This window comes from Simkania negevensis Z, from assembly GCF_000237205.1.
Taxonomy (GTDB): Bacteria; Chlamydiota; Chlamydiia; order Chlamydiales; family Simkaniaceae; genus Simkania; species Simkania negevensis.
This window is the reverse complement of sequence record NC_015713.1, coordinates 321,602-346,682: the sequence shown is the minus strand read 5'-3', so window position 1 is coordinate 346,682 and position 25,081 is coordinate 321,602. Positions and strand designations below refer to the sequence as shown.

Annotated in this window: 24 protein-coding genes and 1 tRNA gene; 19 read left to right on the top strand and 6 right to left on the bottom strand. The window is 42.3% G+C overall.

Annotated elements, in window-relative coordinates; genetic code table 11:
* Positions 1–42 precede the first annotated feature (42 nt).
* The 8 genes from SNE_RS02285 to SNE_RS02250 all read left to right on the top strand — a co-directional run bounded on the left by SNE_RS02285 (position 43) and on the right by SNE_RS02250 (position 9,914).
* Positions 43–1,602, top strand: coding sequence for a hypothetical protein (locus SNE_RS02285; protein WP_013942694.1), 1,560 nt, complete (start codon positions 43–45; stop codon positions 1,600–1,602).
* Between the two features lie 94 nt (positions 1,603–1,696).
* Entirely contained in the window at positions 1,697–2,191 is a 495-nt protein-coding gene (locus SNE_RS02280; RefSeq protein ID WP_013942693.1) for a CPBP family intramembrane glutamic endopeptidase, read from the top strand.
* 78 nt (positions 2,192–2,269) lie between these two features.
* Positions 2,270–2,581: a 50S ribosomal protein L21 gene (gene rplU, locus SNE_RS02275; protein WP_013942692.1), complete on the top strand. Its 312-nt coding sequence runs from the start codon at positions 2,270–2,272 to the stop codon at positions 2,579–2,581.
* Between the two features lie 9 nt (positions 2,582–2,590).
* Positions 2,591–2,839, top strand: a complete 249-nt coding sequence (gene rpmA, locus SNE_RS02270) for a 50S ribosomal protein L27 (RefSeq protein WP_013942691.1) — start codon at positions 2,591–2,593, stop codon at positions 2,837–2,839.
* A gap of 66 nt (positions 2,840–2,905) precedes the next feature.
* Positions 2,906–3,919: a GTPase ObgE gene (obgE, locus tag SNE_RS02265; protein WP_013942690.1), complete on the top strand. Its 1,014-nt coding sequence runs from the start codon at positions 2,906–2,908 to the stop codon at positions 3,917–3,919.
* A 143-nt stretch (positions 3,920–4,062) separates the two neighbouring features.
* Positions 4,063–7,281, top strand: coding sequence for a two-partner secretion domain-containing protein (locus tag SNE_RS02260; protein ID WP_013942689.1), 3,219 nt, complete (start codon positions 4,063–4,065; stop codon positions 7,279–7,281).
* A 92-nt stretch (positions 7,282–7,373) separates the two neighbouring features.
* Positions 7,374–8,111 carry a hypothetical protein gene (locus SNE_RS02255; RefSeq protein WP_013942688.1) on the top strand — a complete coding sequence of 246 codons (738 nt, stop codon included), beginning with the start codon at positions 7,374–7,376 and terminating at the stop codon, positions 8,109–8,111.
* Between the two features lie 99 nt (positions 8,112–8,210).
* Positions 8,211–9,914 (top strand): ShlB/FhaC/HecB family hemolysin secretion/activation protein, encoded by a 1,704-nt coding sequence (locus SNE_RS02250; RefSeq protein ID WP_013942687.1) that lies wholly within the window; start codon positions 8,211–8,213, stop codon positions 9,912–9,914.
* Here the strand turns inward: SNE_RS02250 and SNE_RS02245 are convergent.
* Positions 9,897–10,817, bottom strand: coding sequence for a hypothetical protein (locus tag SNE_RS02245; protein WP_041418704.1), 921 nt, complete (start codon positions 10,815–10,817; stop codon positions 9,897–9,899). The genes SNE_RS02250 and SNE_RS02245 overlap by 18 nt on opposite strands.
* Positions 10,818–11,083: 266 nt before the next feature.
* Here SNE_RS02245 and SNE_RS02240 point away from each other — a divergent pair.
* The 6 genes from SNE_RS02240 to SNE_RS02220 all read left to right on the top strand — a co-directional run bounded on the left by SNE_RS02240 (position 11,084) and on the right by SNE_RS02220 (position 15,154).
* Positions 11,084–11,156 (top strand) — tRNA-Phe (locus SNE_RS02240).
* A 278-nt stretch (positions 11,157–11,434) separates the two neighbouring features.
* On the top strand, positions 11,435–12,247 hold the full coding sequence (locus SNE_RS02235; RefSeq protein WP_013944678.1) for an IS982 family transposase: 813 nt from the start codon (positions 11,435–11,437) through the stop codon (positions 12,245–12,247).
* 160 nt (positions 12,248–12,407) lie between these two features.
* Positions 12,408–13,022, top strand: coding sequence for a type IV toxin-antitoxin system AbiEi family antitoxin domain-containing protein (locus SNE_RS02230; RefSeq protein WP_013942684.1), 615 nt, complete (start codon positions 12,408–12,410; stop codon positions 13,020–13,022).
* The gene (locus SNE_RS13470) at positions 13,019–13,369 is read left to right on the top strand and encodes a nucleotidyl transferase AbiEii/AbiGii toxin family protein (RefSeq protein WP_013942683.1); all 351 of its coding nucleotides are present in this window, start codon (positions 13,019–13,021) and stop codon (positions 13,367–13,369) included. Before SNE_RS02230 ends, SNE_RS13470 begins: the two co-directional genes overlap by 4 nt.
* Positions 13,345–13,878: a nucleotidyl transferase AbiEii/AbiGii toxin family protein gene (locus SNE_RS13465; RefSeq protein WP_079891515.1), complete on the top strand. Its 534-nt coding sequence runs from the start codon at positions 13,345–13,347 to the stop codon at positions 13,876–13,878. Before SNE_RS13470 ends, SNE_RS13465 begins: the two co-directional genes overlap by 25 nt.
* A 154-nt stretch (positions 13,879–14,032) precedes the next feature.
* Positions 14,033–15,154 (top strand): hypothetical protein, encoded by a 1,122-nt coding sequence (locus SNE_RS02220; RefSeq protein ID WP_013942681.1) that lies wholly within the window; start codon positions 14,033–14,035, stop codon positions 15,152–15,154.
* 18 nt (positions 15,155–15,172) lie between these two features.
* On the opposite strand, the gene SNE_RS02215 is transcribed toward SNE_RS02220, so the two are convergent.
* From SNE_RS02215 to tsp, 5 genes are all read right to left on the bottom strand, one after another.
* Positions 15,173–15,667, bottom strand: a complete 495-nt coding sequence (locus SNE_RS02215) for an NUDIX hydrolase (protein ID WP_013942680.1) — start codon at positions 15,665–15,667, stop codon at positions 15,173–15,175.
* 125 nt (positions 15,668–15,792) lie between these two features.
* The gene (locus SNE_RS02210) at positions 15,793–16,362 is read right to left on the bottom strand and encodes an isochorismatase family cysteine hydrolase (protein WP_013942678.1); all 570 of its coding nucleotides are present in this window, start codon (positions 16,360–16,362) and stop codon (positions 15,793–15,795) included.
* A gap of 124 nt (positions 16,363–16,486) precedes the next feature.
* Complete coding sequence (locus SNE_RS02205; protein WP_013942677.1) at positions 16,487–17,245, bottom strand: MerR family transcriptional regulator; 759 nt, start codon at positions 17,243–17,245, stop codon at positions 16,487–16,489.
* Positions 17,246–17,377: 132 nt separating this feature from the next.
* Positions 17,378–18,790 carry a serine/threonine-protein kinase gene (locus SNE_RS02200; RefSeq protein ID WP_013942676.1) on the bottom strand — a complete coding sequence of 471 codons (1,413 nt, stop codon included), beginning with the start codon at positions 18,788–18,790 and terminating at the stop codon, positions 17,378–17,380.
* Positions 18,791–19,046: 256 nt separating this feature from the next.
* Positions 19,047–21,020, bottom strand: a complete 1,974-nt coding sequence (gene tsp, locus SNE_RS02195) for a tail-specific protease Tsp (RefSeq protein WP_013942675.1) — start codon at positions 21,018–21,020, stop codon at positions 19,047–19,049.
* A 276-nt stretch (positions 21,021–21,296) separates the two neighbouring features.
* Here tsp and rpsL point away from each other — a divergent pair, with 276 nt between their 5' ends.
* Genes rpsL through SNE_RS02170 form a run of 5 tightly spaced genes read left to right on the top strand, consistent with a single transcriptional unit; the run spans position 21,297 to position 24,978 of the window.
* Positions 21,297–21,668, top strand: coding sequence for a 30S ribosomal protein S12 (gene rpsL / locus SNE_RS02190; RefSeq protein WP_013942673.1), 372 nt, complete (start codon positions 21,297–21,299; stop codon positions 21,666–21,668).
* Positions 21,669–21,687: 19 nt separating this feature from the next.
* On the top strand, positions 21,688–22,161 hold the full coding sequence (rpsG, locus tag SNE_RS02185) for a 30S ribosomal protein S7 (protein WP_013942672.1): 474 nt from the start codon (positions 21,688–21,690) through the stop codon (positions 22,159–22,161).
* 9 nt (positions 22,162–22,170) lie between these two features.
* Complete coding sequence (fusA, locus tag SNE_RS02180; RefSeq protein WP_013942671.1) at positions 22,171–24,258, top strand: elongation factor G; 2,088 nt, start codon at positions 22,171–22,173, stop codon at positions 24,256–24,258.
* A gap of 13 nt (positions 24,259–24,271) precedes the next feature.
* Entirely contained in the window at positions 24,272–24,610 is a 339-nt protein-coding gene (gene rpsJ, locus SNE_RS02175) for a 30S ribosomal protein S10 (protein ID WP_013942670.1), read from the top strand.
* Entirely contained in the window at positions 24,610–24,978 is a 369-nt protein-coding gene (locus SNE_RS02170) for a hypothetical protein (RefSeq protein WP_013942669.1), read from the top strand. The genes rpsJ and SNE_RS02170 overlap by 1 nt, the downstream gene beginning before the upstream one ends.
* Positions 24,979–25,081: the final 103 nt, after the last annotated feature.

Sequence of the window (25,081 nt, the reverse complement as noted above, 5' to 3'; positions counted from 1 at the left end):
CAAAAATACATATTAAAATATACAAATTCATAGGAGTGAGAAATGGAATTAATACACAACAATTCATACTTTCTAAATCAAGCCCTTTTTCAAACAGAGCCAATGAGTCACGAAGAGGGCTCATCCCTTTCTCAATCCGCAATTTTTCTGATAGGAAGTGCAGTCTTAACCTTGGTTTATGCAGGCTACATAGGAATTGCCTCATTAAAGCAGCGAGTTCAAAAAGCAAAGCACCTAGAACTTCAGCAAAAATATCTTTTTGATAATTTTTCAGTGAAAGTCGCAAAGCTAGATCCAAGTTCTGTAACAAAAGATTCATTTATAGCGCTCGTTCAAGAAGGACTTTACTTAAAAAGTAATGGGCGTAGCACAAACACTGAAGAATATTTAAACTTAAATCAACAAACATATCAGCAAAGGCACCTCCTGCTCTCTGAACTGCTCAATCACGCCAACCTGACTTCACTTGATTGTGCAGATTTCAAAAAACTATTGAAGCAAAACGAAACACAAGAACAACGTCATCTTCTCCAATATTTACGACCTCAAGAACAAAAGGAACTCTTGAGAGTTTTAGAAACTCCTGCGAACCCAAAAGTCGTGCAGATGATCTCCGAGGGTGCATGGGCCCAATTATTTGAAGAATTTAGAGAAGAAGACCTCTCTTACATATTTCTCGCCGCATACTGCCAAAAGAAAATTGATCTTGAAGATGTCTCAACAGCAATGATGTTTTACCGGGCTTGGGTTAACGCAGGAAAAGACAACTGTCACATCCTCCCTATAAGCGCACAAAATTTAAAAGCTGTCGAAAATTTATCTGAAGACGAAAAAGCACAAATTCTCAACGAAAGTTCCGATCTCAAACCTAATCAAGCTTTTCTTATTTTGGTAGATCACAAGCAGCTTGATTTATGGACGCAGCAAATATTCAAGAATACCTTTACGCCTGAACGTGCTAACGGCTTTTTAGGCCTCCTCAGGATAGGGAATATCGATTCGCCTAACTTTATTGGAACTTTTAGCTTTGGGATGAGCAAAAAACTTTTTCCAGCTATTACTCCAGTGATGCATCTCACCCCCACCATAGATGAAATGTTTTATCATGTAGAAAAAAAACTCTCTGATTTCGCATTATTTTTCCCTGGTGAAAGGCCTGTTATTCATGGGTCAAAGGACAATCTCCTTTTTGCACAAATCCACGACCTTTTTCATACCTGGGCAAGACAAAAGCGATTCATTATCCAAGATGAGATGATGTCACGAGTCAAACGCATTCAAATTGACCCAATGGTTCGCAAACAATATCGCGCTAAATTATCAGACTTGAATGTAGAATATCCTTCCTTTCGAGAGCTTCCGTCTCAAGAAGAATTAACTTGTTTCTTACTTGACCGTATTCGAGGTGAGGTGATCGATGGAGGATACCCCTTCACTAAAATTGCTACCAAAGATTTCTTTCAAGTTCAAGAGCAACTAGATCAAGCTCTGATCAACATTGCCAAAGGTGTTGTCAATTATACATTCAATAGAAATAGCTGGCTTCCAGGCTCCGAAGATGAGTCTTTCAAGCTTGTTATTAAAGCTTTAGGTCTTTCTTAGAAAAAAATCAATCGCATATTTAGGGCGTTTTCTCTCCCCTTGAATTCAACTTTTGGCTACAATTTACCATCTTAAATTTAAGAAAGATGGATGTATGACAACAGAAGTTAAAGATAATTTTTTACAGGCAACGTTTCGTCCCTATTTTCACGTTCCAACCGTGCGCACAGTCGCAATTGGGCTGGGGATTGGAGCTGGAGCTCTTGTTACTACCTACTTTTGCTTTGAAAGCTGCCCCTGGTTTGGCAAAACTTTTGCAGGAGTTGAACTCCTCCCAAAAACAGAATCCAAAGCAATCCTTTACGGACTCGGACTCGTCGTCGGAGTCGTGACCCCTTTCTTTGAAGAGTCTCAGCACCGCGCTAAGCTCGAAAACCCAAGTCACCTTGACATCGGAATCAATAGCTTATTTTACGGACTCATTAGTGGGCTCCTTCCCGGGTCCCTTGAGCTTCGAGTCGCCAGAGTCTTCCTTGGAACACTGACCGGCCTTTTCTTTTGCGCAGCCAGAGTCGCTGCGGATGATGTCTGGGCACCAGCCATCGCGCATACTCTATGTAACCTTGCTGCATTGAAAAGTTATTTTTAAAATTGACTCTTGAAGCCTTTTCATTTATGATTGCGGCTTCCCCTTATTAGCAGAATTCGAATCGGAGGAAACGTAAAGATGTACGCCATTATTCAGACCGGCGGGAAACAGTATCGAGTTGAGAAAGGAGATGTCATCGAGGTCGAACTTCTCGGTCAAGATCAAGGGGCCGTCGAATTTAAAGAAGTGCTTTTCTTCAGTGATGGAAAAGCAATGAAAATTGGAGCGCCCAATCTTGATAAATGCCTTGTGAAAGGTGAAGTTCTTGGAGAGACCAAAGGACCAAAAGTCATSGCATTTAAATATAAGSGTSGAAAAAGTTATCGCSGTAAAGTCGGTCACAGACAAAAATACTCTAAGGTAAAAATTACGGATATCGTCGCAGCGTAGGAGAGACACATGGCACATAAGAAAGGACAAGGTTCAAGCCGTAACGGACGCGATTCCAATGCACAACGCCTCGGTATCAAAGCGACACACGGTGAATTTGTTACAGCTGGAAGCATTATTGTCCGCCAGCGCGGAACAAAGTGGCATCCTTCTGTCGGAGTAAAGAGAGGTAAAGATGACACCCTCTTTGCACTCACTGACGGAATCGTCCACTACCGCAGAGCAAAACGGACACTCGTATCGGTTGTTTCTGCTTAATAATAAAGCAGAGTTAACCTAGTTTAATATTAGCGAGGCTCCAGAAGTGGAGCCTTATTTGTTTTTATGTTTACGGATCATGTCAGACTTAAACTTATAGCTGGGAAAGGAGGAAATGGCACCATTGCTTGGCGCCGTGAAAAATTCATTCCCAAAGGTGGACCCTACGGTGGCAATGGTGGCCGTGGAGCATCCATCACGATCATGGCCGATCCCGAAATTTACTCTCTCGACGCCTTCCGAAACCAATCCCAAATCCGCGCTCCAAATGGACAACAAGGAGGGACGAACAACCGTCAAGGTGCGAGTGGAAAAAACCTGATCATAAAAGTTCCATGCGGAACTTTGCTGCGTGATGCTAGCACAAAAACCCTGATCTATGACTTCACAGAGCCTGGTGAAACATTTCTCATTTGCCAGGGAGGCAAAGGTGGAAAAGGAAATACCTTTTTCAAAACCTCGACACATCAAGCACCCGCAAAATGTACTCCGGGCCTAGAAGGCGAAATCAAAGAAGTCGAACTTGAGCTCAAACTCATCGCCGACGTCGGATTTGTCGGATTTCCGAACGCAGGAAAATCGACCCTTCTCACGAAGCTCGCCTCCATCGAAGTAAAAACCGCTCCCTATCCCTTCACCACTCTTCAACCGAACATTAGCTTCATTGAATTTGATGACTTTTCCCGCATCTATCTTGCTGACATCCCGGGAATCATCAATGATGCCCATAGTGACCGTGGCCTTGGACTTTCCTTTTTGCGCCACATCGAACGGTCATCTACCCTCGTCTATGTGATTGATACAGCAGCTATCGATGGCCGCGACCCCTATGAAGATTTTCTAACACTCCGCAAAGAGCTTGAGCACTACTCTCCACAAATTCTCCAAAAACCGTTCATTGTAGCTCTCAATAAAGTCGACTGCGAAGAAGCAAAGCTACACCTCGAAACTTTCAAAGAAAAGTATCCTTTCGACTCCGAAACCCTCTTTGAAATCTCAGCAAAAGAAGTTACCGGCATTTCGCCACTCATCAAAAAAATCCGCACCCTTGCCCAAGCAGATGGCAAAAAATTTGTCTGAAAATTGACCACTCAGTGGTTGAAAATCAACCATTCAATGGTCAATTTTCACGAATAATATATAATCAATTGATAATAAATAGCTTAATCAACACATTGTTGGATGCGTAGCATTTTATTCCTCCTTCACTTAAGTTGCAGTCCATGAGGCGGACACTTACAGCACTTGCTATTTTTGCTTCGGGACTCGCTTGGAGTAACCCTTCAGGCCATCATGTCATCCATGGTGAAGCTCAAGTGACCCATTCTCAGCAAGCCTGCCACATCCATGCAACCGATCACACCGTCATTCATTGGCAAGACTTCTCCATTGGAGCAGGCGAAACGACACGCTTTATTCAACCCTCTAACCAATCTGTCATCCTCAATCGGGTCGTTGGAAATAAACTCAGCGAAATTTACGGCACTCTAGAAGCCAATGGAAAACTCTTCCTTCTCAACCAAAACGGCATTCTTTTTGGTGAAAATGCCCTCGTCAACGTGGGTGAACTGATTGCCTCTACACTTAATCTATCTCTTGAAGATTTTCTCAAAGAAGACACTCTCCACTTTCATGGATCTTCAAAGGGTGCAATCATCAATCACGGAACGCTCAAATCAACTTTAGGCAACGTCACCCTCTTCAGTCGCCACATTCTCAATACCGGATCGATTGAAACACCTGAAGGGAAAACAGAGCTTGTTGCTGCAGCAGACATCCTCCTCAAACCTCATAACGCAAAACGGATTCTCATCCAACCGACGCGTGAAGAAAAAACAGACATTGGTATTGACCAGCAAGGGAAAATTGCTGCTCTAGAAACCTACCTTGAAGCCGACGGCTACCTTTATGACCTCGCCATAAAACACGATGGAGAAATTGAGGCCCTCACAATCAAACAAGACGGCGGACGAGTCTTTCTTCGCGCTGATCAAGGAACGACCATCCTTTCAGGGAATATCTGCGTCCCACGAGGAGAAATCACCGCACAGGGAAAACAAGTTCTCGTTTTTGATCAGGCTCATCTTTCGGTTTCTGACAAGTATCATGCAGGCAACATTCACCTTGGTGAAGGTTCAGACCTCACGTTTGTCGCAGCAGGTGCACTCCTAGAAGCAAACACTCTAAAGAGCGGTAAAGGGGGAAATCTCTTTGTACTTTCAGATGGAACTTCTCTCTTTTTAGGAAAAGGAGAAGCGCGGGCAGGTCTCTATGGAGGAGATGGGGGTTTCATTGAAGTGTCAGGAAGCAAATCCACCCTCTTTCACGGATCAACTGATCGTTTTGCTCCTTTTGGAGAAAATGGAACGTTGCTGCTCGATCCCGAAGCCAATTTTGTGATCTCTACACGTTTTGAGCACAATTATACCGCCATTCCTCCAAGCTTCATCCCTACCTCCGACATCGTCAACCTCAGCATTGACACCCTCCTTGCTGAACTTGCGCAAGGACCAGTTACCATCCAAACTCATTTTGAAGGAGAAGGAGGTCTTCAAGGGCACATTCGATTGAGTTCAGACGTTATCCGCACCTATGACAGTCCCCATACCTTCACCTTGAATTCCACCGGCAAAGAAGGAATCTTATGGAATGGAAACCTCATCAATAACGGGATGGGCAATATCGAACTCTTCGCCCAAAATGGCCCCATTTTAGTGACTCCCGAACTCTCAACAACACCGGCTCTTATTCAAACAGCAGGCAACATCAAATTAGAAGCACAAGGGGCAATCGATATCCTAGGGCAACACACTCAATGTGCAGCCATAAAAACTACTCAAGCTGGCTCCATCTCACTTCAATCTCAAGAAGGAATCGCCCTCAGCTCGTCATTCAAAGCTCCTGCTCTCATCCATATTGAAAATGGACCTTTGAAAATCCAATCCCTTGGTCCCCTCAACCTCAACGGTCGAAACAATGCTGCCGCAGAGCTTCGTAGCAACGGTATGGGCGACATCATCATTCAAAGCGCCGGTTCTATTGACCTTTTTGGAGAATCAGGACCTGCCCTTATTTCCTTTTCTCATCAGTTTGGAAACCTCGTCGTCGACAACGTTAAGCAAGGAATCGAAATTTGGGCTTTCCAAGACACCGCCGCCATCGAAGGAGGTCTCGGTTCAATTACCCTCAAGCGTATTGAAGGAGACATCAATCTTATGGCCGAACAAGCAACTACTTCGATCTCAGCAGTTGGCCCTTTAACGATTCAAACAAACGGCTCCATTCAACTCGACGCCATACAAAATAACGCCACCATCGGTTCCAACCACCTCGTGCAACTTTCTGCAGGAGGAACCTTCCTCCTGACTGCAGAAGAAGGGAACGCCTCACTCCTCTCCCTTCAAGGAATGATGCTGCACGCTCAAGAAGACTTCCTACTCAATGGAACAAAAACAGGCCAAGCCTCCATCCGCAGCCCAAACACCAACCTCTTTGTAGGACACGACCTCGAACTCTTTTCTCATACCTCGATTGACGGCAAAAATGGCCCCCTACTTATCTCCATTGGGCATGATTTCTCTATGAGCAATCCCCTTTCCACGATTCAACCCTCTATTCAAGGCGCAGAACTCAAAATTACTGTCGTACACGATTTGTTCATGACGCACAATTCCACCATTAAGGCAACAAACGGAAGCCTTGATCTCTCTATTGGAGAAACTGTTTCCTTAGACCGCTCCGCTCTCTTAACTTCTCATGGAGGGCCGCTTACCATCAACGCTTTCCAAGGCAACATCTACCTGCGCAATAGCAGCGTAGCCCGCTCTTTGACCGACAACCTATCCATTTCCTCTGGGAAATCAATGCTCATTGAAGGATTTTCTCGCCTTGAATGTCACGGTGATCAAGGCATGACACTCCTCGTCGATACCCTTTATCCCCAATCTGTTGGAACAGGAGGATTCGTTCTAGGACACAATGCCAGCCTCAATTCCGGGCAAGCCCCCATTCAAATCTTCGCCGCAAAAAGGAGCCTAAACTCTATCGACGGAACCCTCAATGGCTACCGCGTTGCCTCAGCCCCCCTCTATATCAACACCAAAGAAGAACTCTGGGGAATTTTCTACCCTCATCAACACAATCACACCCTCGCCACCTCTCCAAACACCAAGTTTGCTGTCTTCCACAAAGAGGTTGGCCTAATCCCCATTAACTCCAAAGGAGTCACCCAAAAAGACTTTGTCCGTATGGTCGTGAACTTCACAGGCCCCTTTATAGCAGAGCTCTTCCGCAACCTCCACCCATACAACGAGTATACAGCTGAATCTAAGTCTTTTACTGTCACCTATCCCAAAGGCTATACCCCTGAAGTTGAGCCCTTCTCTATTAAATACCCCACTTTCCGCTATTGGACAGCTAGAGAGATCATCCAATGCAATTAAAAACCACTATTTACAATATATAAATAATAATTTTTAATTAATTAAAATTAATGTTATAATATTAATGAAGATGGCCAAAAAAGGGGGAAATCATGGCAATTATTCAAGGCACACACAGCGGCATCCGCAGTTTATTTCAAAACGACGAGACAATAACCGATGCAAAAAAAACATGGGATGAAGTTGAGGCTCCCTGGCTTCAAGGTTTTGTATTCAGGAGCTATGATTCAACAAAAACAAAGGCATGGAAGTTTGCAAAAAACTTTTTCACCCTTGGTCTAGCGCCTTATATCGCTTTGCTTCACGATCTCATCGTCTTTGACAAAATGACAATAGACCAAAAGTTACAAGCAGCCTTTGGGAGAATTCTGGAAGGCATTAATCAAGACGCTGTACGCATGTTGATCGAAACAACTAATCGTACAATAAATAGCAACAATCTAGTTGGCAATGTTTTTAGCTCCTTTGCTGGAAATCGAACAAACACAGCCCTTTTCTTACGAACAATTGGCCAGGGCCCTGCAAACCGCTTGAAAGATATATACACTCAGCGCACAGGACGCATCGTTTCAACAAATGAAGATGAAAAAAGTAAAGTGTTTTTTAATGTTAAAAACAAAACCGTTACTGTTGTTGGCTATTTCATCCACCAATCCCCTCCAACTGGACGAGATTCTGAAATGACCAAATATGATCTACAAATCACCGCTACATTTAACTTTAATGAAGATACAATTAACTACGCATTTCAAGAGATTTTTCCAAACGAGGAAACACAGGTAAAGTACATGAACTTCGATGAAAAAGCAACTTACATATCAGTGGAATAAGATCCAAACTCTGATCATCTAGAAAAACGCTCTATAAGACCTAGACGCATTTTACGCATCTACGTTATAAGGCAAAACTGCGGATTGCAGCATAGTGTCATGAAAAAATGCGTTTTTCTTTTGTTTTTTGTATGCCTATCTAGCGCTTTATTTTGCGCAAGCTCTCCCTTCTTGCCACATGATAAACGGCATCTTTCTGATTCACAAGTGACCAAGCTCACTTTTCAAGGTCTCATTCTCCTCCCAAGTCAAGAGGACTTAAACCCAGCTGGGTATGAGAACGTTCATGGCGTTTTAGCTTACAAGATTGATCTTCCAGGATCAGTTGTTTCTCTTAAAAAGGAATTGCGCCCCTTGATTGGGAAACCCCTCGATGAAGACACTCTAGCAGAACTGAAAAGACGTGTTCAAAATTACTATCATCACAACCACCATCCCCTTGTCCGCGTGACAATCCCAGAGCAAGACATCTCTGCGGGCGTCGTCCAAATGATTGTGAAAGAAAGCCAACTCGGGAAAGTTGAGGTGAAGGGAAACAAGTGGTTTTCGAAAAAGTCCATTGAAAAGCAGATCCGATTGCAAGAAGATGAAAATCTCGCTTCGGATGTTTTGGATCAAGATTTGTGGTGGTTAAACCGCAACCCATTTCGTCAAGTTGATGCAGTGTACTTACCTGGAGAAAAGCCTGGTACAACCGATATAGAGCTGCTTGTTCACGATCGATTCCCCTTGCGCACCTACTTCGGGATCGATAACACTGGCAACGATGTGACAGGAAACAACCGCCTCTTTATTGGAGTCGATTGGGGAAAAGTCTTTTGGACCGATCAACGCCTTTCATACCAATTTGTCACTTCTTCAGATTTTACACGGTTTTACGCGCACACTCTCTATTATGAAGCACCTCTTCCTTGGCGCCATTTATTGAACATTTATGGGGGATACTCTCACGTTGATGCAGACTACACCATCCCCAATGTCAAAGGAACCCACTTCCATACCAAAGGTTGGTCTATGCAAGCTAGCTTGCGCTACACCGTTCCATTAAAACCTATGCGCAGTTTTTTGCATCAAGTGATTGGGGGCTTTGATTTCAAACGCACCAACAACAACTTGGCCCTTGGCGGACGACCTGTAATTTCTGATAACAATGTCAACCTCACCCAATTCATGCTTGGATACAATTTAGGTTATGAAGTTGATCCACTGACTCTCTCTTTTGAAATTGAAGGGTTTTATTCACCAGGGCAATGGGTTGCTGACCAAAGCAACGCTGACTATCAATCACTGCGCTCTTATTCGAAAAACGACTATGTGTATGCCCGTAGCGCCTTTGTACTGATTTGGGATTTCTATCAAAAATGGACCTTTCATACGACTCTGCGTTGGCAACTTGCAAGCATCAATCTCTTGCCAAGTGAAGAATATGGGGTTGGAGGCTACAACACCGTTCGCGGATATAAGGAACGGATTGTCAACGGAGACAACGTTTTCATCTTGAATTTAGAGGTGCGCACTCCCCCTGTCAGTATTTTCAATCCTCTTGCAGGGTATAAAAAATTTCATGATGAATTTGTTTTTCTCGTCTTTTTTGACTATGGATTCCAGCAAGTTAAACGGCCTGTCACAGATCAAAACAAGACAAACAACCTCGCGAGCATTGGTCCGGGTGTGCGGTATCAAGTGACTCCTTATCTCACTTTTCGTGCAGATTGGGGATTTCAACTCCATCGCATCACAGACCCATCTGTTAGCGGAGGTCCTCATCAAAGACTTAGCTTCTCTCTAGTCGCAGGATACTGACCCACGCCACTGCAAATAGTGCTGATCTAAGTGCTCTACTTGAGAAAGCCACTTTTGAAAGCTCGCTTTGTAGTCTTCAACAGCTTCATCTAAGATCTCATCATTGCTCATCCTAACTTCACCATTGAGATGATGTGCATCCATACACCTTTTGAGATCTTCTGAAAAGGCGACCGATGCCTTTTCTGGGGTGATCTTAAAAAAGATGAAGTCATTAGTAGTCCAGGGCTGCTCAATGCCTAATCCTTGAAGGGCTAGAGCCACCTTTCTTGCGTATTTTTCAGAAAGGGAATCTCGCAAATGCTCCTCATCTGATCGGAGCTTGATATATTCACGATGAAACGCCAAGAGAGCTTCATTTTCATCTTGATGCAAGAATCCTTGCGCCGCAATGGCTGGCACAGAATAAAACCTCTCAATTTCGTGAAAGGAACTATCTTCGGTATCTTCAAAAAATTTTATACGCATTTGATCAAGAGTTAAAAAACCTCGATCAATGAGCTCTTGCCACCCAAATTGGTCGACTGCTGCCCAAAGAGGAATATCTTCTAGCTCGTGAACATAGTGTTCCCGATTTTCAGGAATTGAGTAGTCCACAATGTTATTTGCATAGTGAATCTCAGCCGATCCCATTCCGATGAGAACTGCAGCAAGAGATGCTGCCGGCAGCGACACCACACCAAATGCAGCAAGACCCACCAGACACCCTCCGCCAAGGATGGCCGCACCACCTCTTAAGTAACCATACGCCCGTTGATAAGTTTCAGGACCGTAGTCTTGCGGCTCTTCAATAGCGACCTCATCAGTTTGGTCGTTAACTTCTGTTTCCCAAAATAACCAAGACGCATGTCCCGGTCTTGCGAAAACTAACGCCATTAGCGCGATAAATGCCCACCGTTTCATGACTATCCTCAAAAAATTTTTCCTTACTCGCAACCAAGTTACTCCAAGTAAGAATTCTTTCCAACCCCAGAGTAGCAATTGTCGCCGCCCTTGGATGATAAGGGCGGCGACAGGAGGTAAAGGTGTGTCAATGGAATAGGCTAAATGTTATGAAAGTTACACCATTAATAGCTTGCGTAATGATTACGCAAATTTTTCCAGCAAATAAATCGCTTGCGAAAAAACGATTGAAACTCTATCTTTTTTCATTTGATCTAGTTAAAAACGGCCAGGTAGCTCAGTTGGTAGAGCAGAGGACTGAAAATCCTTGTGTCGCCAGTTCAATTCTGGCTCTGGCCAACCAAAAGGCTGATGTTATACATCAGCCTTTTTTTCTAAAACTAGTTATAATGTCGATAGAACTGATCAAGTCAAATTTCCGATCATAGCCAGACAGAGTCTGGTAATACTACCACTGCTGAAAAAGATAAATAATTAGAAATTCAAACCCAAGTTGCTACCTAGATAAGCACACTTCTAAATTTCTTTAAATTGTTAATCATTAAATTTTTGCAAAAAAAAATCCCTCTTGGTTTAAATTCTTTTTTACCACAAAAAAAACAACCGCGAGGGAAACGATGCAAAATGCAATCATCTCTATTTTTTGTCACGTCGATGATTTTCTTAAAGCTATTTCTTGGAATGACGAGCCCCAGTCTCATATGACTTTAGCTGAAGTTATCACCGTTGGTCTTGTTTCTTGGCGCTTTTTTCAAGGTAATCTCGAGACCTCTAGGGTATTTTTATATGAACATGGATATATCACTAACATCTTGAGTAAGAGTAGACTTAATCGAAGATTACATGATGTTCCTTCATTTTTTTGGCATCTCATTGTTGCCCATCTTTCTTATCAAGTTGAGCCTTATTCAAAAGGCTTTTTAATTGATAGCTTCCCTGTTTCTGTATGCCATAATGTTCGTTCTAATAGGCGCGCTCTTTTCACAGACCAAAAATACATCGGTTATAACGCAAGTAAACAAGCTTGGTTTACAGGACTCAAAGTTCATGTTTTGACAACCTTCCAAGGGAAGCCTAGGGAGTTTTTATTGACATCAGCTTCGACTCACGATTTGACAGCCTTTAAAAAAATCTACCTTGGATCTCTTCTTAAAGGTTCTATCATCCTTGGAGATAAGGCTTATATTTCATCAGAGCATGAAAAAGCGCTCATTGAAAAGGATCTTCATCTCATCACAGAAAGAAGAAAAAATTCCCGCAAGGGACAAAGCTTTATTTATCACCGTTATGGCAGAAGGATACGGAAGAAAATAGAATCAACGTTTAGTAGAATCTCATCTTGGTTACCTAAGCATATTCATGCTGTAACTGATCGAGGATTTATCTTGAAACTGATGATGTTAATTGCTTCTTTTTCTATCACTTTTTGAGGTAGCAACTTGGGTAAATTCAAGTATTAGATATAAAAAATCTGCTCACTATTCTAGGAAGTAGGGCTCTAGAATTCAAAAAAATCTTACATTCCTCAAATATATGCACTTGAATGAAATTCTTCATTTTTGCACAATCCCTCAATATATTTGAGGATATATGCAAAAACAATCACAAAAGTCCGAAAACAAATTGTTTGAAATAGCAGAATCCCAGCAAGGGTTTTTTACTTCTAAACAAGCAAAAGCTTCTGGATATAAAGATAATACGCATCCTTACCATGTCCGATCCGGTCATTGGATTAGAGTGCACAGAGGGATTTACCGCCTTGCCAAGTTTCCTGAATCTAAACGCCCTGATTTAATGATTTGGGCTCTCTGGTCTTGTAATAGATCAGGGAAGATAGAGGGGGTTTATTCTCATCAAACGGCGCTTTCTATCCATGAATTTTCAGACATCTTACCGGATAAACTTCATATGACTGTACCTCTTTCCTTTCGACGTAATTCCGCCACTCCAAAGATACTAATCATTCATCGTAAACAACTAAATCAAGATCAAATTGTTTTAATGGACGGGTATTTTGTAACGACACCTTATCAAACGCTTTTGGATGTCATTGCAGAGGCCCACATTTCCCACGAACTCATTCTTCAAGCAGTAAAAGCAGCTTCTGATCGGGGAATCATCACACAAACAATGTTAAAACAGCTGCTTCATGAGAAATCTGTTCAATCGTCTCCTATTTATTCTCTCTTAAAAGGCTTTCTATGAAAACATTTGAAAATGCGGTTGACTTCAGAAAGAGTTTAGAAATGAGATTGCTCAAACGAGCACAATCTATAGGCGTTGATGTGCAACGGATTAGAAAACAGGTTGCTTTTGATCGTCTCCTGGCAAGATTATTTAGACAAGAGAACTGTCCTTGGATTCTAAAAGGGGGACATGCGATGGAACTTCGTTTGAAAATTGCCAGAGCTACGCAAGATATTGATCTCTTTGTAAAAACACACACCCTAATTGCAGATCAACAGGTCATTTTAGAACGACTACAAGAGGATGGAAGCGCTGACTTGTCTGACTTTTTGAGTATCGCATCAGCCTTCCTCAAATTTCTCTAGCAGGACCTCCATATGGAGGTTTTAGGTTCCCTGTTGAGTCTCGAATTGCTCAGCGCACATTTGAAAAATTTCATTTAGATGTTGGTATTGGCGACATTTGTTTTGAGCCTTTTGAAAAAATTGAAGGTAAAGACTGGCTCGATTTTTGCGGCATTCCCGCGACTATATGCCTTGTGATATCGGTTGAACAACAATTTGCAGAGAAAATTCACGCATACACTTTGCCAAGAGAGCAAGGTTACAATTCCCGAGTGAAGGATTTAGTGGATATGGCTCTATTAATTCAATCTTATAAGATAGACTATGAAAGAGTTGCAGCTGCTTTGAAGCAGACATTTGCCCGTAGAAGGACTCATAAGCTGCCGGACACACTGAATACCCCTCCGTGGGATTGGAACAACACTTTTGAAGTTTTGGCAATGCAATGCGATTTGGAAAGGGATATAAGAGTTATTTTTGCTGGAGTCTGCGATTTTTATGAAAACGCTCTTTTGGCAAAAACCAGCTAAATTTCATCATTGATTTTAAGTTTAAGTATACTGGTAAGGATTTTCAATCAGCCTTAAACTTCACATATTCTCATGAAACCAACTATTTATAGAAATTTATATAATATGCTATAATTAAGGTACAATCGCTTACAATGAAGGAGGAAAAATAAGAATGGCAAGTTCTTCTAAATCAGTAGACTCCACACGAATTCTCACCTACACCCCTACTATCGATCCTTTTACTCAAGCTGCAGATTATCTGAGCCATGTGAAAGAAATCGCAAAACAACCTGTAAAAACCCCATCTTCTCTCAAAGGAAGAGCTATTGTACTCGTTGGAGCCTCTTCAGCTGGCAAGTCGACAATTATCCACTCCTTGAGAACCCTAGATAAAAAAATGCAAGAAGAAGGAGCAGACCTCACTGGAGCACACTTTATCTATGAATTTATGAGTCAAAACTACCAACAGTATGGCATCACTGAAAGTGACTGGGAACACCTTCATTTCGTTCTAGAACCGAGAGAAGATAACTGGCACATTCACGATGCGATTGGAGGCAATTCCTTTCAATTTCTACCAGACACATCTGGAGAAGACCAAGAGCGAGCTAAAAAAACAGCAGACAAACTTCGCGATCCTGTTGATAAATTTGCACGTCTTACAGGACCTTCTTCTATGGATGTTGCCATTCATCGAGCCTTAGAGATCACACAAAATGATGGAAGCGTTGCCTTTGACACCTTAGATGTCGATGGTGTAATCAATCATCCCTATAGTCATCAAACCCATCTCACTTCAGTTTTTGTTTTTTGCCCATTTAGCAAATTAACTGAAAGACTCGCAGAACGAAACCGCAAAGCTCTTAGTGGTGAAACAGGGTTAAATGAAGTACGTTTTGGTCTTTTTCCATTCACGCAATATGCTGAGCTTATACGACCCAAAGCATTCACCGATTCAGAAGCAGATGTTACAGATCGTCTAACGAAAAAAGAAGTTATCGAAGCTTTTGACGCTAACTTCGATGCAGCAATGCGCGCGTTAGAGCTAACTCCTGAAGGGCAAGTTAAACTAGAAGAAATCAAGCTCAAAGACGGAGGCGTTGAGAAGAAAAGAGAACGAGAAAAGGCAGACTTTCTTGGAGCCTTTGGTTTTACCTCTTCCGACCCATTAGACCGCATGATCTCTTTTGTACCCCGCAAACAATACGACATGATTGTGGATACAAGTGATCCAAAGTTCGGATCAACACCCGCTGAACGAGGCAATGCAATCGCAAAAGCCATTCTAGGATAAAGCCAAAGCTTAGCAGACTTAGACTGTGGCTTTCTCCCAGCCACATTCTGAATAAGAAACGCCATTACGAATATTGTCTAGCGCTTGGCAAATGAATGGTACCGTTGTTTTTGGTAAAGCATCGAGGGGATAAAACGACACTTCATCACATTTATGTGGTTCCATATTTTTAACTTCACCAGAAAAATACTTCAGCTTGAAAAACAAGTCTATTTGCTCAAAGTAGTTTCCATCAGGCAAGTGGTGCAAACGATGCATTGTATGAACTAATTCAAATGCATCAGGGTGCACTGTAATATTCACTTCTTCTTTAGCTTCACGAACCAGAGCCTCGATAGCAGTTTCATCTCGATCGACTCCTCCCATAGGCAAGACATAGCACCCATCGTCAATTCCTGTATTATAACGCCTTAACAATAGCACTTCTTCTTGTCGAAAAAGAACGAGTGAAACTCCAACTTTCATTTTGAAGCGCCGCTTTTCCGACTGATAAAATTGAGCTGTTACCATCATTAAACTCCTCTTGATCAAGCTGAAACCTAAAAAGAAAAATTAGCGTAGAATTTAAGAATAAGCAATTAAAATCACATTTGCTTGATAAAAGGGTTGAAGAGAATCATGACCGATTTCTTTAGATATCATTGAATAAGCTCATCTGTCAGGCGCCATGTTGCTATACGTGAAAGGGCTTTTATACTCGCAGCTTGCTCTTCATCACTTGCACATTCTGTTGCATCCTCTACGATAGTCACTTGATAATCCCGATCATGAGCTTCTCGCGCAGAAAGTTCTACAGCATTATTTGTTGAGACGCCTGTAAAGATAAGCTGTTTGATGTCGTTGGCTCTTAAGATTAAATCTAAATCGGTTCCATAAAATGCACTCACTCTATGTTTAATGATTTGGATATCATCCGGTAACACCTCGAGAGTCTCACAAAACTGACCTCCCCATTCATTGATTGCAAGAGCGCGATTTTTTTTTGCATGGATGAATAGGGTTGCTCGCGTAGAAGCATCAGCATAACTGGGTCGAAATCCAACACGGACATGAATGATTAAAAAGTCTTTTTTTCTTCCCCAATCGGTAATAGAATTGATCCGATCGATGATCTTTTTATTGCTTATTCTATCCGAGAATCGCGCTAACTTCCCATCGGGGTGACAAATTTCATTAATAATGTCTAATGTGATAATTGCTGTATCCATAGTTTGTCTCAAAAATTCAGGTCTTTACAGTTCCCAACTACATATTATTCGATTTTTTGAAAAGGAAATCGTGCAATCGCAAAATCGATTCAAGAATAAAGCCGGTGCTAAGCACCGGCATTTTTTAGAGTTCATGATCGGCAAAATGCTGAATCGCATCTGCTAGAAACTCGGGAAGCTTAGGATGGTACTTCTCGTAAAAACTGCGCAATTCGCTCTCCACAATAAACCGCCCATGCCCAGCATAGGTCTCTTTATTCGGAGTCCAGAATTGACTAAGCCAATCGAAGTGCTTCCGTGTTGCCTTTTGAACAGGGGGAGAACTCACTTCGAGCCCCTTTTCTAAAGCTTGCACGAGTTCTTCACAAAATTGATGAGCTTTGGTTTTTGCCTGCTCAAAATCTTTTTTGGTCCAGCCTTTGAGATTCTCTTTGCTTTCCGCAATATGATCTTTTGCCGACTGACCAAATCGGTCGATGAGCTGCTGCTCATACTCTTTTTGCTTTTCCTTGCTAAAACCAAGGTACATTTCGTGTTCCTGCATTTTTTTCATTCCTTTAATGTGTTTTATGGTTTTATCAATGGTCACTATCAGCTTTTTGGTTCTCTCTAAATTTTTCTTCAAGACCTGACGATGGGACGTCAAAGCTGCCAGCTGGTCAAAGTCGCTCCTTCCAATAATGCGACGGATGTCTTTAAGCTCAAACCCCAGCTCCCTAAAAAAGAGAATCTGTTGCAGAGTCAAAAGCTGCTCCTCCTCGTAAAAACGGTACCCATTGACCCCATGATATGCCGGCTTGAGTAGGCCAATCTTGTCATACCAATGGAGGGTTCGGACCGTCACGCCTGAAAGTTTCGCGAGCTGAGCGACTGTATATCCCATTGAAGTCTCCTTTATTTCCTCGAGAATTTCCCATCAAATATAAAGGATGCCCCAATATTAATGAATGACGTAACGTCACAGTCAAACGGAAAAAATTTTTGAAAAAAATAAAGGGGCGAAGCCCCTTAAATGCTAAGATTTTTCAGCAAAGAATGGATGCTTAAGCACCTCTTCCATTGAAATCCTTCGATTCCGATGACACAGCAGATTCCCTAGTAAATTTCTAAAATCGCTATCGTAAAATAGTGGAGAGCTAGATAATGTTGACTGATTGCGTGTCAACAAGGCTGATAGAGTATCACAGTGCGCGAATTGAACGATTTGTTGAAGAGTCCTGTAAACATGGTCATCGTGAAATGGAAGACTATTAAATGCAAGTGCATATAAAATGATGCCAAACGACCAAGCATCAATACTACGTCCATAGCCCCCCTCTTCAATGAGCTCCGGTGCTGCATAGTCTGGAGTACCACAAGACGTATTTGCTCGGTCTGAATCCTTTGGAAGATATCTTGCAAATCCAAAATCAACGATTTTGATGTGTCCTTTATTATCTATCAAGACATTCTCAAGCTTTAAGTCGCGGTGAAGATATCCATCTTTATGCATAGCAACAACACCTTGCGCAATTTGTCGTCCAATATTTTGTACTGTTTCTTTTTTGCCAGCACCATTTCGTACGGCATAGTCATATAACTCTTCAGAATTTGGAATATGCTCCAAAAGAAGCCCAATCACAACTTCATTCTTTGAGCAAGATTTTCGATCTGTTACAAAGCGATAAGCTCCTGTTGCCTTGTTGTACGTAAAGATCCCCTCGGTTTGCATTAAATTCTCGTGTTTAGGAAATGAGACTGCGAGACCTTCTCCTCGCTCATCAGAAAGAACATAGGCTTTATCGAAAACAGCTTTATCAGCACTAATCATTTTCAATGCATATGCCCTACAATCAGGCCCAAGCACTTTGTGAACTTCACCTTGACTTCCTTTTCCGAGCGGGCTCAGAAATTGATATCGAAGCCCCTCAATTTCACTTCTTGTACGAGTGTCAGAAGCTGGATGAACTATTTGACTATTTGAAAATCCAATGGAGCGATGATCTTGCTTTGATCTTTCAGGTGTTCCAAAGCTTTCCGAATTTCCTCTCCCCATTTCCGGGTGGAAAATTTCATCCATTCCTGGACGAGCCTCAGAAGGCAGAACTATTTTAATCTGTGAACTGCCGTGTTCAAAGGTTTCATAAGCCGGTTGAACAGCACCTATCCCTTTCTCTTTCTTAGGAGTTTCATCCGTGATTTCTTTTTCGAGCCAAATAGTTACAGGTGTGCTCAGAATGAGTCCAAAAAATTTGATAACCGACCACCCAGCAGTAAGAAATGCAGTTGCAAGACAAGAATCACTTTGGATAACCCAACCATGAGTCCATTGGTACTTTAACCACGAGACTTTTCTACCACTTGAATCTCCACCTAATTGCTCAAAATCCCTTGAGGATTCTTGATATTCACATCCACCTGATGCCCTAAAAACTTGCTCCGTAGCCATTTGCTTCTCTCTTCATCAATTTTATTCAGATAAAATGCCCTTTCACTTGCTTCATAGCGCATTTATCGTATTATTATGAACTAAGAATCTGAAATGGAATGTTTTATGAATCACATGAAGCTCAGATCTAATCTGAAGCTCTATAGACTTCCTTCCCGTTTCTTACCCCAATTGGATCAATTATAACAAATTATTTATTAATATTAAATAAATCATTATATTTTTATAAAAAAATAATAATTTAATATATTGTATGTTAGTTGTTTAATTTATAGATTAAAGCCATATCTTTGACAATTTCAACAGCTTCTTTCATCTGGAGGTCCTCAGCCCCATAGTTCGAGACAACCGACTCACGACGGCTCTGAAAGCCCGTCCGCTTGGGGCGGTAACCTTCAGCAATTTTGAGGAAGAACTGGAAGTTGCGATCTTTACTAAGCCTCTCCTGACTATTAGCTTGCAACTGAGAGAGCATCTGGCGCCACTCACTTGGATGAGGCGCAAGATAGGGAACAGAAATAGCCTCACGATCTCGAAAAGATCCTTTTTTGACCTTATTCAAGGAGCCAAAAACCTCTCCTGTGAGCTGGTCACTTGCAATAGGGTGTTCGAGATACCGCTCTCCAATATTGTAGGGGTGGAAAATGGTTGGAACGAGAATATCTGACTTCACACCAGTGATTTGAGGCGAACGTCCTGAGGCAGTGTAGTAGCGACCAACTGTCACTTTGAAAAAGGAGGTTGCCCGCTCATCGGTCAATGTTTGATACTGCATCGACCCCTTTCCGTAAGATCGCTCGTCACCAACAATGAGCGCAGCTCCATGATCTTGCAAAGCTGCTGCAACGATTTCAGCAGCGGATGCTGAGGCTTTTGAAATGAGAACGGCAAAAGGACCACTATAATAATGACGTCCATCAACGTCGCGGGCATAACTCACTTCTCCATCGGCGTACTTAGAAACTACGATGATCCCCCCATTGATAAACATTGCGGAGACTTTGATGGCTTGTGTGAGAAATCCCCCAGAGTTTTCGCGCAAATCGAGCACAATGCCGTAGATCTTTCCATGGTTGCGGAGCGTTCTAAGAGCCTCGCGAAGATCTTTTTCAGCGCTGACATCTGCACCGTTGTCGTAAAAGCCAGGCATATTGATTTTCCCGATGACCCCATCTGCAAATGGTTCAAACTCAACTGAAAGGCGGTCATCATTCATCACAATCTTTTCCCGAACGAGTTGTACAGTATGTTGCTCTTTAGTTTTTTGCTTTTGCAACTGGAGTGTCACTTTTGATCCTGATCCTCCTTTCATAAGATCGAGAACTTCTTCAAAATGCATCTCTGTCACCGACTGACCATTAAGTCCCATGAGCGCATCCCCAATCTCAACTTGTTGAGAACGGTGAGCAGGCCCTCCTTGAATGAGGTCGGCTACATAGATCCCATCAAAATCCTCTCGAAAAACGACTCCGATACCGGAAAATTCTTTTTTGAGGTTAGCCCGGATCTCATAGGCTTCTTTAGGACTATAATAGCCTGAATGAGCATCTAGGCTTTTCGCCATAGCCTTTAAGATATGGAGCGTGAGGTAGTGGTTGTTGAGTTCCTCGGACTCTTGCGGCAGATAGGACTGCTCGCTCAATGTGACTTTACTTTCTCGAAAAATCAGAATTTTTTTTAGAAGTTCAGGAGAGGGATCTGAAACCCCTTTCTTTTTCAAAGAGTATTTCATATCTCGAATGAGGCGAAAATAGACCCGTTCGTAAAGCTCTTTGGAATTTTTTGCATAGTCATAGTCTTCATCTGGAAGAGGTTGTGATAAGACTGCTGGCCCTTCTCTAAGGATTTTCCCCACCACCTCCTGTCGAATTTTTTGCTGCCGAGCGATGGCCTTTTGAATGGCCTGATTGAGCTGGGCATAAGCCGGAAATCGGTCATATCGATAGTCCCGTATTACCTGATTCACCATACGGTTATCAATAGATAGAAACCCCTCAACCTCCCCTTTTAATAGGTACAGACGCTCAGGGTCAAACTGTTGAATATAAACTTTAAACGAGCGACGGACTACAATTGGCGAAAACTCACGGTTTTCAACGTGATAGGCAAACATTTTTTCCATCGTCTCTCGGACATTCGATGGGGCTAAGGTGAAATCGTCGGAAAAGAGACTTTGCCCTAAACCCGTAAGAAAGAAAAGACAAAAGAAAATGAAACGTCGGAAACCCACCTAACCCCCAGCTATTATTAAGACAGGTTATTAAACCCAACTATAATTATTATATAATTATTGGAAACAAATTAATCAAATTAACTTATTACAAAGTGTTTAAATATTAAAACCATATATTGAACGGTTCGCTATGTTGTCTATCCGCGTTCGATTTCAAAATCTTTTGCAAATAAATCTTCTGGTGCGCTATATTGCCACATTATTTGTATGTTGATGGTTTTTTGTCTTTGAAACCTATGACAAAATTGCAGAACGAAAGGAGTAATTACCTGAATGCCAACGATCAACCAACTTATCCGTAAAGAACGGGTCTCGAAGAAAAAGAGAAGCAAATCACCTGCTCTCGTACGATGTCCTCAAAGAAGAGGCGTTTGTCTTCAGGTGAAAACAAAAACACCTAAGAAACCTAACTCAGCCTTGCGAAAAGTTGCCTGGGTTCGTTTATCAAACGGACAGGAAATCATCGCTTACATTGGCGGAGAAGGTCACAACTTACAAGAACACAGTATTGTTCTAGTCCGCGGCGGAAGAGTCAAAGACCTTCCTGGTGTCCGCTACCATGTTGTTCGAGGAACCCTTGACTGTACGGCTGTTAAAGACCGTAAGCAAGGAAGATCTAAATACGGTGCTAAAAGGCCTAAGTAGAAACAGAGGTTATTGATAAATGTCCAGAAGACGTCGTGCTACGAAACGAAAAATCCAACCCGATCCAATTTACAATAGTGAAGTGGTCACAAAGTTCATCAACCGTGTGATGTTAAGCGGGAAAAAATCTCTCGCGAGAAGAATTGTCTATTCAGCACTTGAAAGCTTTGCAAAGAAAGTCAACGCAGATGATCCAATCATCGCGTTTGAACAAGCCATGGAAAATGCCATGCCTACTCTCGAGGTGAAATCTCGCAGAATTGGGGGAGCAACCTACCAAGTCCCTATCGAAATCGCACCTGATCGCCGCCAATCCATGGCAATGAAATGGATCATTTCAAATGCAAGAAGCAAAGTCGGTCGTAATATGATTGATGGTTTAGCTATGGAACTTTCTGACTGCTTTAACAATCAAGGCGCTACAATTAAGAAAAAAGACGACACCCATCGCATGGCCGAGGCAAACAAAGCCTTTGCACACTACAAATGGTAAAGGAGAATCATGGCACGATCTGACAAAGACAAATTAAACCTGGTACGCAATATTGGCATCATGGCTCACATCGATGCTGGTAAAACGACATGTACTGAGCGTATTCTTTTCTATTCTGGACGTGTTCACCGCATCGGAGAAGTTCATGAAGGTGCTGCGACCATGGACTACATGGAACAAGAGCAAGAGCGCGGAATCACCATTACTTCAGCTGCAACAACAGTTTATTGGGCAGGCTGCAAAATCAACATCATCGACACTCCCGGGCACGTCGACTTCACAGTAGAAGTTGAGCGCTCCCTACGCGTCCTCGATGGCGCAGTTGCTGTCTTCAGCGCAGTTGATGGTGTTCAACCCCAGTCAGAAACTGTTTGGCGTCAAGCAGAGCGTTATGGCGTTCCTCGTATCGCTTTCATCAACAAAATGGACCGCGTCGGAGCCGATTACTTCTACTGTGTCAAAAGCATGGAAGAAAAACTCGGAGCTAATGCACTTCCTGTTCAATGTCCTATCGGAGCAGAAAACGACTTCCTAGGAATGGTTGACCTTGTCACCATGAAAGCATATCTCTTCAAAGATGAGACAATGGGAGCTCAATATGACATCGCAGAGATTCCAAACGATTTAAAAGATCAATGCAAAGAAATGCGCAGCAAAATGCTCGAAGAGCTTGCAACTGTTGATGAGTCGAATGAAGAATTCATGATGAAAGTTCTAGAAGACCCAGACTCACTGACTCCTGATGAAATTCATGCAGTGATTCGCACAGGCGTTTGCAGCAACAAAATTAACCCAGTTCTTTTAGGCTCAGCTTTCAAGAACAAAGGGGTGCAGCCTCTTCTCGATGCGATCACAAAATGGATGCCTTCGCCAATCGATCGAGGAACGATCAAAGGGATCAAAGAAGACACTGATGAAGAAATTGGACTCGAGCCAAAAGACGACAGTCCACTTGCAGCATTAGCTTTTAAAGTGATCACTGACCCTTATGTTGGACGCCTCACATTTATCAGAATTTACTCTGGAACCCTTACAAAAGGAATGGCTCTAATCAATACTACGAAAGGTAAGAAAGAGCGCGTATCTCGTCTACTCCAAATGCATGCGAACCAACGAACCGACTTAGATGAAGCCTTTACAGGAGATATTGTTGCTTGTATTGGACTAAAAATCTCCAGTACAGGAGACACTCTTTGCACAGATGACAACCCCCTTCTCTTAGAGAAAATGGAGTTCCCTGAACCTGTAATTTCGATGGCGATTGAGCCTAAATCAAAAGGGGATCGAGAAAAACTATCGATGGCTCTTAGCGCCCTTTCTGAAGAAGATCCTACTTTCCGAGTGAGTACAAACGAAGATACTGGGCAAACTATTATCGCTGGAATGGGAGAACTTCATTTAGAGATCTTGAAAGATCGTATGATGCGTGAATTTAAGGTTGATGCGAACGTTGGAAAGCCTCAAGTTTCTTACAAAGAAACAATCACGGTTCCTGGAAAGTCGGACACAAAGTTTGTGAAACAATCAGGAGGTCGTGGTCAGTACGCTCACGTTTGCCTAGAAATCGAGCCTAACGAGCCTGGCAAAGGAAATGAAGTTGTCAGTAAAATCGTTGGCGGTGTCATTCCAAAAGAATACATCCCTGCTTGTATTAAAGGGGTGGAAGAAGGATTGACAAACGGAGTTCTAGCAGGCTTCAAGCTTGTTGATGTCAAAGTCGCGATTGTCTTCGGTTCTTTCCATGAAGTTGACTCGAATGAAATGGCGTTTAAGATTTGCGCGTCGATGTCAGTCCGCGAAGCTGCTAAAAAATGTCAGCCTATCATTCTCGAACCGATCATGAAAGTCGTGGTCACAACTCCTGAAGATTTCTTGGGAGATGTGATGGGTGACATCAACCGCCGTCGTGGAAAGATTATGAATCAAAAAAATGAGCGTGGAGTTGTCATTTTCGAAGCAGAAGTTCCACTTAGTGAAATGTTCGGCTACTCAACGACCCTCCGCTCTCTCAGCTCTGGTCGTGCGACCTATGTGATGGAACCCAGTCATTTCGAACGCGTCCCGTCCAAAATTCAAGAAGAAATTACGAAGAAATAAGAGAACAAAACTTATGGGAAAAGAAACGGCCAAAAAAGAAACAAGTCGAAAGAAAATACGGATTCGCCTGAAAGGATACGATCAACGTATTCTTGATCGCTCGACTGCTGATATCGTTGAAACGGCTAAGAGAACCGGAGCACGCGTCGTGGGACCTATCCCCCTCCCGACAAAAAGAGAAGTGTATACCGTTCTCCGTTCACCTCACGTTGATAGAAAGTCACGTGAACAGTTCGAAATTCGTACCCATATCCGTTTGCTCGATATTTTGAACCCAACTCTTGACACGATCGATAAACTTAAAGTTCTTCCGGTCGCAGCTGGAGTAGACATTAAGATTAAAGCATCGTAATGGGACAAACTACGGTCACAGTTTCAGAGTTAATTCCAAAAGATACAACTCTATTTGAATCGTTTATGACCCGGTTTACTCGAATCAATTTTTCAACTGCCCTCGTCGGTACAATAGCCGGCGCGGGCATTTATTATGGCTTAAAATATTTTGAAAAGACGATTGACGATTATGACAATCGCCCTGATGGTCTCACTCAAAAAACTTATACTCACATTGAAACCTTCTCCGAAATATTGCTGAAAGCTGGCTTTTATATCGGAATTCAAGGATTTCTTCTCTCTCAAATATTAAATATCGGATACTATATAGCGAACGGGCACAGTGCAATTAATTACAGCCAAGCACTTGTTCTATCGTTTACATAATCGAATTTATAAAATTTCTTTTGCCCTGATAATTCATTCAATATTAATTGACTTTTATCAAACAATAAATCATAATTTATACGATTTTATTTAAATTGAATGA